Raw genomic sequence first — 14,574 nt, 5'->3', positions numbered from 1 at the left:
ATGCGCGCGGGCCCTTTTATCCAGATGACGGAGCCGGTACTCTCTTCAAAGACTGCCGCTGGAATGACTGAACATGGACAATATCATTCTTGAAATGCGGGGCATCACCAAGACGTTTCCGGGCGTCAAGGCGCTGGACAATGTCAGCTTCAAGGTCCGCGAAGGCGAGATCCACGCACTCGTCGGCGAAAACGGCGCCGGCAAGTCGACGCTGATGAAGGTGCTGAGCGGCGTCTATCCCGCCGGCACCTATGACGGCGAGATCCACTATGGCGGCGAAGCCCGCCGCTTCTCGACGATTTCCGACAGCGAAGACCTCGGCATCATCATCATTCACCAGGAACTGGCACTGGTGCCGCTGCTGTCGATCGCCGAGAACATTTTCCTCGGCAACGAGATCGCCAGCAACGGCGTGATCCACTGGCCGCAGACCTTCGCCCGCACACAGGAACTCTTGAAGAAGGTTGGCCTCAGCGAGAGCCCGGCGACGCTGATCACCGACATCGGCGTCGGCAAGCAGCAGCTGGTCGAGATCGCCAAGGCGCTGTCGAAGAAGGTGCGGCTCTTGATCCTCGACGAGCCGACCGCCTCGCTCAACGAAACGGACTCCGACGCGCTTTTGAAGCTGCTGATGGAGTTTCGCACGCAGGGCATGACCTCGATCATCATCTCGCACAAGCTGAACGAGATCCGGAAGGTCGCCGACCAGATCACCATCCTGCGCGACGGCGGCACGGTCGAGACGCTCGACTGTCACAGCGAAGACATCGGCGAAGACCGGATCATCAAGGGCATGGTCGGCCGCGCCATGGAAGACCGCTATCCGCCGCGCGAACCGAAGATTGGCGAGACGCTGCTCGAAGTGAAGAACTGGAACGTCTTCCACCAGCAGCACCGCGATCGGCAGTTCCTGCACGACGTCAATTTCACGGTGCGCGCCGGCGAGGTCGTCGGCATCGCCGGGTTGATGGGGGCAGGGCGCACTGAAACGGCGATGAGCCTCTTCGGCAAGTCCTGGGGCCACAAGATCACCGGCGACGTGAAGATGCGCGGCAAACCCGTCGACGTCAGCACCATTCCGCGGGCGATCGATGCGGGGCTTGCCTATGTCACCGAGGACCGCAAGCAGCTCGGCCTCGTGCTGATCAACAACATCAAGGAGAACACGACGCTCTCCAACCTGAAGGCGGTGGCCGCGAACGGCGTCATCGACGATCGCAAGGAAGCGAAGGTCGCTTCCGACTATCGCTCGAAGCTGCGCATCCGTTCGCACTCGATCTATCAGGAAACGGTCAACCTTTCGGGTGGCAACCAGCAGAAGGTCGTCTTGTCGAAGTGGTTGTTCACCAATCCGGAAGTTCTCATTCTCGACGAGCCGACACGCGGCATCGATATCGGCGCGAAGTATGAGATCTACACCATCATCAACCAGCTTGCCGCCGAGGGTAAGGGCATCCTGATGATTTCATCGGAAATGCCGGAGCTGCTTGGAACCTGCGATCGCATCTACGTCATGAACGAGGGCCGCATCGTCGCGGAGCTTTCGAAGGCGGAAGCGAGCCAGGAATCCATCATGCGTGCCATCATGCGTTCAGGGGAGAAACACTAATGGTCGCCGATACGAGCACCCAAAACAACAAGCCCTCGATCGGGGACTACCTCAAGAACAACATCCGCGAATACGGCCTGCTGGTCGCGCTCGTCGTGATCATGCTGTTCTTCCAGTTCGTCACCAATGGCGTGCTGTTCAAGCCGGTCAACATTACCAACCTGGTGCTGCAGAACTCGTTCATCGTCATCATGGCGCTCGGCATGCTGCTGATCATCGTTGCCGGGCATATCGACCTGTCGGTCGGCTCGATCGTCGCCTTCATCGGCGCGATCTCGGCGATCATGCTGGTCAAGTGGGGGCTGCCGGCCATCGTCGTCATCCCCGCCTGTCTGATCGTTGGCGGCATCATGGGGGCGGCACAGGGCTATTGGGTTGCCTACCAGAAGATCCCGTCCTTCATCGTGACGCTGGCCGGCATGCTAGTTTTCCGCGGGCTCACCTATGTGGTGCTCGGCGGCCGCCCGATCGGTCCGTTCCCGAAGGAATTCCAGCTGCTGTCGACGGGCTTCGTTCCGGACTTCCTCTATTTCCTCAACCCGGCGCCCGAGACCATCCAGAACATGGTGGCGCTCGTCGCCGTCATCGCGCTCGTCGGCTACGCGATCTATGCGGGCATTCGCGACCGCAAGATCAACGAGCAGCACGGCACGGAAAACGAGCCGTTCATCTTCTTCGCCGTGCAGATGGCGGTCATTGCCGCCGTGGCGCTGTTCATCGGGTTCCAGCTTGCGACCTATCGCGGCCTGCCGAACGTGCTGATCGCCATGGCCGTGCTGATTGCGCTCTACACCTTCATCACCACCCGTTCGACGATCGGTCGCCGCATCTATGCGATGGGCGGCAACGTCAAGGCGACCAAGCTGTCGGGTATCAATACCGAACGGCTTACCTTCTACACCTTCGTCAACATGGGCGTGCTTGCCGCACTCGCCGGCATGATCATCACCGCTCGCCTCAACTCGGCCACGCCGAAGGCCGGCGTCGGCTTCGAACTCGACGTCATCGCGGCCTGCTTCATCGGCGGCGCCTCGGCGTCGGGCGGCGTCGGCAAGATCATCGGGGCTGTCATCGGCGCCTTCATTATGGGCGTGATGAACAACGGCATGTCGATCATGGGCATCGGCATCGATTACCAGCAGCTGATCAAGGGCCTCGTGCTGCTGGCTGCCGTGTTCTTCGATGTCTACAACAAGAACAAGGGTTGAGCGCAAAGCCATAAGACCCGGCGTAAACCAGTAACATTCACCGGCGGCTGCGGCTGCCAGGATCGGCGGATTGGTCCGCCGGAATTGGGTGGCGAGAGCCACCCACGGGGATGCTTTTGCCTCGAGAAGGCGAACACAGCGACCCGAGACGATAGGAAGGATAGCATCGTGCTGATTTCGCAGATCAGGAACGAAGACGGATCGATCACGGTGGCGGTGCGGCAGCCCGGCGAGGCGGCGCATGCGGTCAACGGTGCGGCGAGCGTTTATGCGCTGGCGATGGAAGCGGCCAATGCCGGGCGCAGCCTGAAGGAGACGATCGAGGCCAAGGGTCTCGGTGCTGCCGTCGACCTCGACAAGGCCTATGCGGAGGGACGCTTCCTGCCGCCGATCACCCATCCGGATCCGGCTCACCTGCACCTGACCGGCACGGGGCTCACGCACTTGGGCTCGGCTGCGACCCGCGACGCCATGCACAAGAAGACAAGCGAGGCAGCCGAGGAAACGTTGACGGACTCGATGAAGATGTTCCGCATGGGCCTCGAAGGCGGCAAGCCGAAATCAGGCGAGACCGGCGTGCAGCCCGAATGGTTCTACAAGGGCAACGGCACGTCTGCCGTGGCGCCGGGCGCGGCGCTCACCTCGCCTGCCTTTGCCGAAGACGGCGGCGAAGAGCCGGAAATGGCCGGCATCTACGTGATCTCCGAGACGGGCGTGCCGTTCCGGATTGGCTTTGCCGTTGCCAACGAGTTCTCCGACCACAAGACCGAGCGGGTCAACTACCTCTGGCTGGCGCATTCGAAGCTGCGTCAGGCGAGCTTCGGTCCGGAAATCCGCATCGGCGTGGCGCCGGAGGATATCCGCGGCATGTCGCGCATCCTGCGCGGCGGCAAAGTGCTCTGGGAAAAGCCGTTCCTGTCGGGCGAAGCCAACATGTCGCACAGTTTCGCCAATCTTGAGCATCACCATTTCAAGTACGGCCTGTTCCGCCAGCCGGGCGACGTGCACGTGCACATGTTCGGCACGGCAACGCTGTCCTTCGGTGACGGCATCCGCACCGAGGAAGGCGACGTGTTCGAGATCGAGGCTTCGGGCTTCGGCCTGCCGCTTCGCAACGCGCTTGCCATCGCCGCCGACGAGCCGGTCGCCATCCAGCAACTCTGACCGCAGCGCCGGCGCGTAACGCCGGATTGCGCGAGAAGGAAGGAGCCTCCATGACATTGCACCAGAACCTGATTGCCGGCGAATGGGTCGGCGGTGACGGGGTTGCCAACATCAACCCGTCCGACACCAACGACGTGGTTGGCGAATATGCCCGCGCGTCTGCGGACGATGCACGTGCGGCGATTGCCGCTGCGAAGGCGGCGTTTCCGGCCTGGTCGCGCTCGGGCATCCTCGAGCGCCACGCGATCCTCAGGAAGACCGCCGACGAGATCCTTGCCCGCAAGGACGAACTCGGAAAGCTGTTGTCGCGCGAGGAAGGCAAGACATTGGCCGAAGGCATCGGCGAGACCGTGCGCGCCAGCCAGATCTTCGACTTCTTCGCCGGCGAATGCCTGCGGTTGGCAGGCGAAGTGCTGCCGTCGGCAAGACCCAATATCGGCGTCGAGATCACCCGCGAGCCGATCGGCGTCGTCGGCATCATCACGCCCTGGAACTTCCCGATCGCCATTCCTGCCTGGAAGATCGCGCCGGCGCTTTGTTACGGCAACACCGTCGTCTTCAAGCCGGCCGAGCTGGTTCCCGGCAGTTCCTGGGCGATCGTCGACATTCTTCACCGCGCCGGCCTGCCGAAAGGCGTCCTGAACCTCGTCATGGGCAAGGGCTCGGTCGTCGGCCAGGCGATGCTCGACAGCCCGGATGTGCACGCGATCACCTTCACCGGCTCGACCGGCACGGGCAAACGCGTGGCGCTGGCCTCGGTCGAACACAATCGCAAATACCAGCTGGAGATGGGCGGCAAGAACCCCTTCGTCGTGCTCGACGACGCCGACCTCAATGTCGCGGTCGAGGCAGCGGTCAATTCCGCCTTCTTCTCGACTGGCCAGCGCTGCACTGCGTCGTCGCGCCTCATCGTCACCGAGGGTATTCACGATCGCTTCGTCGCGGCCATGGGCGAACGCATGAAGGGGCTTGTTATTGACGACGCCTTGAAGGCCGGCACCCAGATCGGTCCGGTGGTCGATGAGAGCCAGCTCAACCAGGATACCGACTATATCGCCATCGGCCGCCAGGAGGGCGCCAAGCTCGCCTTCGGCGGCGAGCTTCTGAAGCGCGACACCCCCGGCTTCTACCTGCAGCCGGCGCTGTTTACCGAAGCGACCAACCAGATGCGCATCAGCCGGGAAGAGATCTTCGGCCCGGTCGCGTCCGTCATTCGGGTCAAGGACTACGACGAGGCGCTTGCCGTTGCCAACGACACGCCCTTCGGTCTGTCGTCGGGCATTGCCACCACCAGCCTCAAGCACGCGACCCATTTCAAGCGCAATGCCGAGGCCGGCATGGTGATGGTCAACCTGCCGACGGCAGGCGTCGACTTCCACGTGCCCTTCGGCGGCCGCAAGGGCTCGTCCCACGGCTCGCGCGAGCAGGGACGCTACGCCGCCGAGTTCTACACAACCGTCAAGACGGCCTACACGCTCGCCTGAAGCGCGCCGTCATTGGGCCCGCGTGAACGGCGCGGGCCGCATAAGGAAGGAAGAGATGAAGAAGAAAGCTGAATGGCCGCGCAAGCTGCGGTCGCAGGATTGGTTCGGCGGCACCGGCAAGAATGCCATCATGCACCGCTCCTGGATGAAGAACCAGGGCCTGCCTGCCGACACCTTCGATGGCCGGCCGATCATCGGCATCTGCAACACCTGGTCGGAGCTGACGCCCTGCAATGCGCATCTGCGTGACCTTGCCGAGCGGGTGAAGCGCGGCGTCTACGAGGCCGGCGGCTTCCCGGTCGAGTTTCCGGTGTTTTCCGTCGGCGAAAGCACGCTGCGCCCGACCGCGATGATGTTCCGCAACCTCGCGGCGATGGACGTCGAAGAAGCGATCCGTGGCAATCCGGTCGATGGCGTCGTGCTGCTTGGCGGCTGCGACAAGACCACGCCGAGCCTGTTGATGGGCGCTGCCAGCGTCGATATCCCGGTTATCCTCGTCTCCGGCGGCCCAATGCTGAACGGCAAGTGGCGCGGCAAGGATGTCGGCTCCGGCACGGCGATCTGGCAATTCTCGGAAATGGTGAAGTCCGGCGAGATGTCGCTCGCCGAATTCATGGACGCGGAGCAGGGCATGGCCCGCTCGGCCGGCAGCTGCATGACCATGGGCACGGCCTCGACGATGGCCTCGATGGCCGAAGCGCTCGGCATGACGCTTCCCGGCAATGCGGCGATCCCCGCCGTCGACGCCCGCCGTCGGGTGATTTCGCAGCTCTCCGGCCGCCGCATCGTCGACATGGTCAAGGAAGACCTGAAGCCCTCGGACATCCTGACGAAGGAAGCCTTCGAGAACGCCATTCGCGTCAACGGCGCCGTCGGCGGCTCGACCAATGCCGTGCTGCACCTGCTGGCGCTTGCCGGCCGCGTCGGTGTCGATCTCAGCCTCGACGACTGGGATCGCCTTGGCCGCGACGTGCCGACGATCGTCAACCTGCAGCCGTCGGGCAAGTACCTGATGGAGGAGTTCTATTACGCCGGCGGCCTTCCGGTCGTGATCAAGGCCTTGGGCGAGATGGGCCTGCTTCACAAGGATGCTGTGACCGTCACCGGCGATACGATCTGGAACGACGTCAAGGATGTCGTCAACTACAACGACGACGTGATCGTGCCGCGCGACAAGGCGCTGACCAAGTCCGGCGGCATCGCGGTGCTGCGCGGCAATCTCGCGCCGAAGGGCTGTGTGCTGAAGCCGTCGGCCGCCTCGCCGCACCTGATGCAGCACAAGGGCCGCGCCGTCGTGTTCGAGAGCATCGAGGACTATCACGCCCGCATCAACCGCGAAGATCTCGACATCGATGAAACCTGCGTGATGGTGCTGAAATATTGCGGCCCGAAGGGTTATCCGGGCATGGCCGAAGTCGGCAACATGGGCCTGCCGCCGAAGGTGCTGAAGAAGGGCATCACCGACATGATCCGCATCTCGGATGCGCGCATGTCCGGCACGGCCTACGGCACCGTGATCCTGCATACGGCACCGGAAGCGGCCGACGGTGGCCCGCTGGCGCTCGTTCAAAACGGCGACATGATCGCCGTCGACGTGCCGGCCCGCACCATCCATCTCGACGTCTCCGACGAAGAACTGGCCCGTCGCCGTGCGGCCTGGGTGTCGCCGGTGATGCCGCTCAAGGGTGGTTATGCCGGCCTTTACGTCAAGAGCGTGATGCAGGCCGACACGGGCGCGGATCTCGACTTCCTCGTCGGCCCGCGCGGTGCTGAAATCCCGATGAACCGCGACAGCCACTGACGCTGTCGGCGCACGAGCGGACGGGTCCGCTCGTGCGACTTCGGCGTGCACCACAGCTTGCGTCATATCAGATGTGCAAAGGCCGCCGTCGCACGGCAATTGCACTGCGCGCTGAACAGGCCTGGCGCACCCGCAAGCAACGCCGCGGGCGGACCTTTACGCTGCGATTGTTTTCACGCCTGCAATCCGCCTTCGTCCGCAGGCCTGTTCCTCTTCCCTTACTTCTGGGTAAGCACTTACCACTGGGTGCGTATCGGCGTCGCAGCGTCGACATCATAGTTTATCCCCGCGACGGTGCGGGCCTGCAGACGGGGCGGCCGCGGCAGTGCTGGAACTATGATCCGAAGGAGTGAAGAAGCGTGCCGTTGACAGAACTCATCGATACCTATTGCGCCGCCTGGTCGTCGGAGGACGCCGAGCAGAGGCGGGCGTTGCTGGTACGGATCTGGGCCGATGGCGCAACGTATACGGATCCAACGGTTCATGCCGTCGGCGCAGAAGAACTGCTCGCGCATATCGCCGGCATTCAGGCCAGGCATCCGGGCGCGCGCATTGCGCGGACAAGCGACCTGGATGTTCATCATGGCATCGCACGCTTCGCCTGGCGGTTTGTGATGCCCGACGGATCATCCTTTCCCGAGGGTCTGGATATCGCATTCCTCGATCCCGGCCAGACGCGCATTACGCGCATCATCGGCTTTTTCGGGCCGTTGGTCAGCCTGACGGCGTCGCGCGTCTGAGCAGGCCTCCTTTGATCGGCTACCATTGAGCGGAGCCTCAGACACGATCACCGCATCGGTTTCGGTGCGGTGAACCTATGTGAGTGCCAAGGTCATCGTCTCGAAAAGACACGTATCCGGCGGCATCTTTGCCTTGTGTTATCCACACAGCACAAAACCCTCCGTTTTCGGCTGATCCGCGGCAACCGGCGGCAACCCCAGAACGTATCCCTTTTGCCGGGGCCATTCCGGTCCCGAGCCTGAAAAGGAGGACGATCATGCGGAGGAATGTACTTGCGTTGTCGCTCGGTCTTCTTGCGACGGTGGCGCTGTCTCAGCCGGCATTTTCACAGAGTGCAAACGGTCTTGGCGTCGGCGTGTCCGTCGGCGGTGCGAATGGGCTGAACGCCAATGTGGGCCTCGGCGGCTCGAACGGCCTTAAGGCCGATGTCGATGCGTCGCTCGGTGGCGCAAACGGCGTCAATGCCAACGCCAACGCCTCTGTCGGCGGATCGCAAGGCGTCAATGCCGATGTGCGGGCGAGCGCCGGCGGCGCCAATGGCATCAACGCCGACGCCGATGTCGGCCTTGGTGGTGGCAAGGGGCTCAACACGTCGGTCAATGCCACGGTCGGTGGACGGAATGGGCTGACTGCCGGTCTCAAGGCCAATGCCGGCGGTGGCAATGGCGTCGGGCTTGGGCTCGGCGTGGGCGTTGGAACAGGGTCCGGCGGCGGGAGCCCCGGGGGTGGCGGCAGCGTTGGCGGTGGAACCGGAGGCGGTTCCGGCGGTGCGGTTTCGCCGGGCGCTTCGATGGCCGCGTTCAATGCACTGCCCGCCGGCGAGCGGGTCAAGCTGATCAAACGCTGTCGCGATGTCGTTGGCGGCGGTTATGACAGCGGGCTGGTTTCGCTCTGCCGCATCCTGCAGGCGAGCGCTTCGCGGTAAGGCCTGAGACTTGGGCCTGCACCGACGGGACGCACGCTGCGCCCCGTCGGGTCACCTACTGGCTTTGCGACTGGCTCTGGCTTTGCTGCTGCTGTTCGACCGTCACCGATACCTTCAGCGTCTCCTTGGCTTCGCCGTGGATCAGCCCGGAGATGGGAGCGGCGTCGCGGTAGCAAAGGCCGGAGGCGATGCGGACATAGCGATCATCCGGGCAGATCTTGTTGGCGGCGTCGAAGCCCACCCAGCCAAGCCCGTTGAGGTGCACTTCGGCCCAGGCATGGCTGGCGGTCTGCTCGGGATGCCCCTCCATCATCAGGTAACCCGAGACATAGCGTGCCGGCAGATCGAGGGAGCGCGCCGCCGCAATCAGGATATGCGCATGATCCTGGCAGACGCCGTGGCCGCTTTCGAGTGCGTCTTCGGCCGTCGTCTCCGCGTGGGTCTCACCGGGCTTGTATTCCACGGCTTCATGGATGGCCGCCATCAGCGCATGCATGCGGGCAAGGTCGGTGTCGCCCTCGGCGGATTTCGAGAGATCACGGATCAGCTTGCCGGCCTTGGTGAGCGGCGTTTCGCGGGCGTAGAGCCAGAGCGGCACGTAGGACTGGTGCGGCCCGAAGACGCCAGCACGATCCTCCGTGTGGACCTCGCCGGAGGCCGTAATGTGGATCGTATCGCGGTCGCCGTCGACGCTGACGAGATGAACGCGGTTGCCGAAGTGGTCGTCGTAGCTCACTTCGATCGCAGCGCCATCGACCAAGGTCTCCCAGCCGAGCACGGTCTGGCCCACCTGTGTCAGGGGCGTCAGTCGCAGGCGCTGCAGGGCATACTGCACGGGCTCGTCATAGTGATATTCGGTCGTGTGGCTGATCTTCAGGTGCATGCCATCCTCCGATCTAGAGCGCTTCCGGTCAAAACAGAGTTGTGAAAGCGCTCTATCTCCTTGTTTTTACGCAATTTTGAACGCGAAGCCGCGCCACGCTTTCGCTGGAATTGCACTAGTAGAACCGGTAGCCGTCGGAGATTTCCTGTCCCAGACGGTTGTTGTGGCTGATGAAGTCTTCGAGATACTCATGCAGCCCCTGGTCCATGATGTCCTTGATCGACTGGCTGCGCAGTGACGCGAGCGTGCGGTCAGCTGTGTCGTGCGCCGCATGGCGCTCACCATATTCCCGTTCGAGGTAGCCGAGATTGCTGGCGATCTTCTCGTAGCAATAGGCAAGCGAGCGCGGCATGCGACCGTTCGATATCAGGAAGTCGGCGATGTTGGCGGGACGAAGCTCGGCGTCGTAGACCCAGCCATAGGCGCGATGCGCCGAGACCGAACGCAGGATCGATTCCCACTGCACGTTGTCCATCGACGAGCCGACGGCGGCGACCGCCGGTAGAAGCACATAGTACTTCACGTCGAGGATGCGGGCGGTGTTGTCGGCCCGCTCGATGAAGGTGCCGATGCGCGAGAAATTGAAGATCTCGTTCCTGAGCATCGTGCCGTGGAAGGCGCCGCGGATGAGGCCGGCGCGATGCTTGATCGCATCGATGATCTCCGGCATGTCGGTCGGGCGCGCCTTCTTCGACAGCATCGCCTTCATCTCGAGATAGCACTCGTTGGTCGCTTCCCAGGTCTCGCGGGTAAGGGCCGTGCGCACCATGCGGGCGTTGTGACGGCCTGCTTCGATGCAGGACATGACGCTCGACGGGTTGGCGCGGTCGCGCAAGAGGAAGTCGATCGCGTCGATGCTCGTCAGCTTTTCGTGCGCTTCATCATAGAGTTCGCGCACACCAGCGCTTTGCAGCACGCCGTCCCAATCGTCCTCGCTCGCCTCGCTTCGGGTCAGCGACATGCGCAGGCCGGCATCAATCAGCCGGGCGCTGTTTTCCGCCCGCTCGATGTAGCGGAACATCCAGTAGAGGCCGTTTGCGGTTCTTCCCAGCATCTCTCAGTCCTCCAGCACCCAGGTGTCCTTGGTCCCGCCACCCTGGCTGGAATTCACGACGAGCGAACCGGCTTTCAGCGCCACGCGCGTCAGGCCGCCGGGGATGATCTGGACCTTGTCTGAGACGAGAACATAGGGGCGAAGATCGACGTGCCGGGGCGCGATACCCTTGTTGACGAGGATCGGCACGGTGGAAAGCGAAAGCGTCGGCTGGGCGATGTAGTTGGTCGGGCGGGCCTTCAGTTTTTCGGCGAAGACGGCGCGTTCCTTCCTGGTCGCCGTCGGGCCCACCAGCATGCCGTAGCCGCCGGAGCCGTGGACCTCCTTGACCACCAGCTCTTCGAGATGCTCGAGCACGTATTTCAGGCTCTGCGGCTCGGAACAGCGCCAGGTCGGCACGTTTTCGAGCAGCGGTTTGCGGCCGGTGTAGAACTCGACGATTTCGGGCATATAGGAATAGATCGCCTTGTCGTCGGAAATCCCGGTGCCCGGCGCGTTGGCAATCGTGATGTTGCCGGCGCGGTAGACGTCCATGATGCCGGGAATACCGAGAGCGGAATCCGGTCGGAAGGTGAGCGGATCGAGGAAGTCGTCATCGACGCGGCGGTAGAGCACGTCGATCGCCTCGTAGCCGCGGGTGGTGCGCATCTTCACCTTGCCGTCGATCACCCGCAGGTCCGAGCCTTCGACGAGCTCGACGCCCATCTGGTCGGCGAGGAAGGCGTGCTCATAGTAGGCGGAATTGTAGATGCCGGGCGTCAGCACCGCCACGCGCGGCTTGCCGCTGCAGCCGGGAGGGGCGAGCGACGAAAGGCTCTGGCGCAGCAGATTGGGGTAGTTCTCGACCGGGCGCACGCGGTTCTGATGGAAGAGTTCCGGGAACATCTGCATCATTGTTTCGCGGTTTTCCAGCATGTAGCTGACGCCGGACGGGGTGCGCGCATTGTCTTCGAGAACGTAGAACTGGTCTTCGCCGGTTCTGACGATGTCGGTGCCGACGATGTGGGTGTAGACGCCGCCCGGCGGCCGGAAGCCGATCATCTGCGGCAGGAAGGCTTCGTTCTTCTCGATCAGTTCGCGCGGGATGCGGCCGGCGCGGATGATTTCCTGCTTGTGGTAGATGTCGTCGAGGAAGGCGTTGAGTGCGATGACCCGCTGTTCGATGCCTTGCGCGAGCTTGCGCCATTCGCGGCCGGAGATGATGCGGGGGATGAGGTCGAAGGGGATGAGTTTTTCGGAGCTGTCTGCGTGTCCGTAGACCGCGAAGGTGATGCCGGTTTTCCGGAAGATGTTCTCGGCGTCCTTGGATTTCGCTATGAGCCGATTTCTGTCCTGGCTGGCATACCAATCATGATAGGTCGAATATGGCTGGCGCGGACTGCTGTCCGCATTCATCATTTCGTCAAATGCCAAAGGCGTGGTCCCCTTATTTTTGACCATTTGAGTACAAGGCTGGTTGCAATGCAAGAAGCGTGCTCAGTCGCCCGAAAAGAAAGTTGGCCCCGCCAGAAGCGCCCGTTCGCGGGAAAATCTGCCCAACGGCAAGGCAGCCGCATCCGGTCGCCGAAAGCGGTTGCGACCGGGTGGGCAAGAAATATGCACGTGCTCTAAATTTGGACGCAGGCGCCGAAGCTAGCCGAGGCCCAGGCAGACGATGGCGAGCACCGCAAGAACACAGAGCACCAGCAGCGACAGCGTGGCGGCAGCGCTTGCACGCGGCCCGCAATGGGCAAGCGCGCGGATGTCGACCTCAAGGCCAAGGGCGGCCATGGCGATGACGGTCAGCCAGGTGGAGACCGTCACGGCGTCAGTCGCGAGCGTGTCGGAGATTGCGCCGCTGTTGCGGGCAATGGCAACGGCCACGAAACCCAGGATGAACCAGGGAACGAAGTGGAGGATCGTGGCGAGCGGCGACTTGCGTTGTCCGGGCGCTTTGCATTCCGGCTCCTCATCGCGGCTGCCGATCAGCGAGAAGCAGAAGACGACGGGGCCAAGCATCAGGACGCGCACCAGCTTGACGAGCGTGCCGACCTGGACCGAGAGCGGGCTGAAGGGGCTGGCGGCGGCCAGGACTTGTGGCACGGCATAGACGGTCATGCCGGCAAAGACGCCGTAGCCCTGGGGCGTCATGCCGAGCCAGCCGCCGATGAAGGGCAGCGACAGGACGACGGCGATGCCGAGGATGGCGGTAAAGGAGATTGCGGCTGCGACTTCCTCGCCGCGGGCACCGATCGCCGGTGCGACGGCCGCGATCGCGGAGTTGCCGCAGATGGCGTTGCCGCAGGCAATCAGCGTCGCCAGGCGCTTCGGCAGGCCGAGCAATCGCGCGATCACGTAACCGGTGGTAATCGACAGGAGGACCATCACGACGATGGTGACGAGCAAGGTCGGCCCGCTCTTGGCGATCGCGTCGAAGCTCAGCATCGCGCCGATGAGCACGATCGCCGTCTCCAGCAGGATCTTCGCCGAGAAGTGAATACCGGAAAGGAAGCGCGAGCCGGGCGTCCAGAGGGTGCGGACGATAGCGCCGAGAAGGATCGCGAGAACGAGGGCTTCCAGCCAGGCTCGGCCGGTCCAGCGCCGCTCGATCCATTCGAGCCCGATGGCCGCAAGGGCGACGAGACAGCAGAGGAAAAGGCCCGGAAGAATGCGCGTCAGGCGGGAGGCGGCTGAGGAAAAATGGGAACGAAATGGGGAATGCGATCTGGACATGGGCGCAACCTACGCTCATCCATGAATCAGTCTAACGGATTATTCTTGTCATTCTGATCGATTTTTGAGATTGATCTACCATGACACTCGATCAGCTTAAAATCTTCGTCGCGGTCGCCGAGCGGCTGCACATGACCAAAGCCGCCGAGGCGATGAACGTCACGCAGTCAGCCGCAAGTGCGGCGATCGCAGCGCTTGAAACCCAGCACGATGTCCGGTTGTTCGATCGCGTTGGCCGCGGCCTGACGCTGACCGATGCCGGCAAGATCTTCCTGCCGGAGGCAAAAGCGGTACTTGCCCGGGCAGCCGCGGCCACCGCCTGTCTTCGCGATCTCTCCGAGCTTCGCCGTGGCGAACTGTCGATTGCAGCGAGCCAGACGGTTGCGAGCTATTGGCTGCCGTCGCGGCTTGCCCGCTTCACCCACGACTATCCCCAGGTCGACGTGAAGCTCACCGTGCGCAACACGGCCGTCGTCGCCGAGGCGGTGGAGGAGGGGACCGCGCAGCTCGGCTTCGTCGAGGGGCGCGTGGATGGCGCCAAGCTCGACCATCGCCGCGTCGCCGTCGATCGCATCGCCGTCTATGCCGCGCCTGGCCATGCGTTCGTCGGCGCCTCGGTCAATCTGGAAATGCTGCTTTCTGCGCGTTGGGTGCTGCGCGAGGAAGGCTCCGGCACGCGGGCAATGTTCCTGCAATCGATGGACGATCATGGTGCAGACGTCGATCGGCTCAGGGTCGAGCTTGAGCTGCCCTCGAACGAGGCGGTGCTGACGGCGGTCGAAAGCGGTCCGTTCGTGACGGCCGTTTCCCGGCTTGCCGCACAACCCTTCGTCGACAGCGGCCGGCTGGTGGAACTGCCGTTCGAACTGGCCGAGCGCAGCTTCGAACTTTTGACCCATCGCGAGAGGCAGTTCAGCCGCGCGGCACGCGCCTTCGTGGAACTGCTTTGAGAGCAGGTCCGTTTCTCTCCTGCGATGGCGGCGAAAGCCTGCC

Annotated in this window: 12 protein-coding genes; 8 read left to right on the top strand and 4 right to left on the bottom strand. The window is 63.2% G+C overall.

Annotated elements, in window-relative coordinates; all coding sequences use genetic code 11:
- The first annotated feature begins 73 nt into the window (after window positions 1-73).
- The 7 genes from mmsA (at window position 74) to M2267_RS18665 (ending at window position 8,932) form a co-directional block, all read left to right on the top strand.
- Entirely contained in the window at window positions 74-1,609 is a 1,536-nt protein-coding gene (mmsA, locus tag M2267_RS18695; protein WP_192446992.1) for a multiple monosaccharide ABC transporter ATP-binding protein, read from the top strand.
- Window positions 1,609-2,817 (top strand): multiple monosaccharide ABC transporter permease, encoded by a 1,209-nt coding sequence (mmsB, locus tag M2267_RS18690; protein ID WP_043611659.1) that lies wholly within the window; start codon window positions 1,609-1,611, stop codon window positions 2,815-2,817. Before mmsA ends, mmsB begins: the two co-directional genes overlap by 1 nt.
- Before the next feature lie 168 nt (window positions 2,818-2,985).
- Window positions 2,986-3,981 carry an AraD1 family protein gene (araD1, locus tag M2267_RS18685; protein ID WP_429116120.1) on the top strand — a complete coding sequence of 332 codons (996 nt, stop codon included), beginning with the start codon at window positions 2,986-2,988 and terminating at the stop codon, window positions 3,979-3,981.
- A 50-nt stretch (window positions 3,982-4,031) separates the two neighbouring features.
- Window positions 4,032-5,465: an aldehyde dehydrogenase family protein gene (locus M2267_RS18680; protein WP_429116118.1), complete on the top strand. Its 1,434-nt coding sequence runs from the start codon at window positions 4,032-4,034 to the stop codon at window positions 5,463-5,465.
- Between the two features lie 55 nt (window positions 5,466-5,520).
- On the top strand, window positions 5,521-7,266 hold the full coding sequence (gene araD / locus M2267_RS18675) for an L-arabinonate dehydratase (RefSeq protein ID WP_429116116.1): 1,746 nt from the start codon (window positions 5,521-5,523) through the stop codon (window positions 7,264-7,266).
- Between the two features lie 431 nt (window positions 7,267-7,697).
- Window positions 7,698-8,006: a hypothetical protein gene (locus M2267_RS18670; RefSeq protein ID WP_429116115.1), complete on the top strand. Its 309-nt coding sequence runs from the start codon at window positions 7,698-7,700 to the stop codon at window positions 8,004-8,006.
- Between the two features lie 257 nt (window positions 8,007-8,263).
- On the top strand, window positions 8,264-8,932 hold the full coding sequence (locus M2267_RS18665) for a hypothetical protein (protein WP_429116113.1): 669 nt from the start codon (window positions 8,264-8,266) through the stop codon (window positions 8,930-8,932).
- A gap of 55 nt (window positions 8,933-8,987) precedes the next feature.
- On the opposite strand, the gene M2267_RS18660 is transcribed toward M2267_RS18665, so the two are convergent.
- The 4 genes from M2267_RS18660 to M2267_RS18645 form a co-directional block, all read right to left on the bottom strand.
- Window positions 8,988-9,815, bottom strand: coding sequence for a transglutaminase family protein (locus tag M2267_RS18660; protein WP_429116111.1), 828 nt, complete (start codon window positions 9,813-9,815; stop codon window positions 8,988-8,990).
- Window positions 9,816-9,930: 115 nt separating this feature from the next.
- Window positions 9,931-10,869 carry an alpha-E domain-containing protein gene (locus M2267_RS18655; RefSeq protein ID WP_043623314.1) on the bottom strand — a complete coding sequence of 313 codons (939 nt, stop codon included), beginning with the start codon at window positions 10,867-10,869 and terminating at the stop codon, window positions 9,931-9,933.
- A 3-nt stretch (window positions 10,870-10,872) separates the two neighbouring features.
- Window positions 10,873-12,267 carry a circularly permuted type 2 ATP-grasp protein gene (locus M2267_RS18650; protein WP_192447211.1) on the bottom strand — a complete coding sequence of 465 codons (1,395 nt, stop codon included), beginning with the start codon at window positions 12,265-12,267 and terminating at the stop codon, window positions 10,873-10,875.
- A gap of 234 nt (window positions 12,268-12,501) precedes the next feature.
- Window positions 12,502-13,581 (bottom strand): YeiH family protein, encoded by a 1,080-nt coding sequence (locus M2267_RS18645; protein WP_429116109.1) that lies wholly within the window; start codon window positions 13,579-13,581, stop codon window positions 12,502-12,504.
- An 80-nt stretch (window positions 13,582-13,661) separates the two neighbouring features.
- On the opposite strand from M2267_RS18645, the gene M2267_RS18640 reads away from it, so the two are divergent.
- Window positions 13,662-14,531 (top strand): LysR substrate-binding domain-containing protein, encoded by an 870-nt coding sequence (locus M2267_RS18640; RefSeq protein WP_429116107.1) that lies wholly within the window; start codon window positions 13,662-13,664, stop codon window positions 14,529-14,531.
- Window positions 14,532-14,574: the final 43 nt, after the last annotated feature.

It is taken from the genome of Ensifer sp. KUDG1, assembly GCF_050434285.1.
GTDB lineage: Bacteria > Pseudomonadota > Alphaproteobacteria > Rhizobiales > Rhizobiaceae > Ensifer.
Note: the sequence above shows the minus strand (reverse complement) of the source record. Positions and strands in the feature narration are given on the sequence as shown.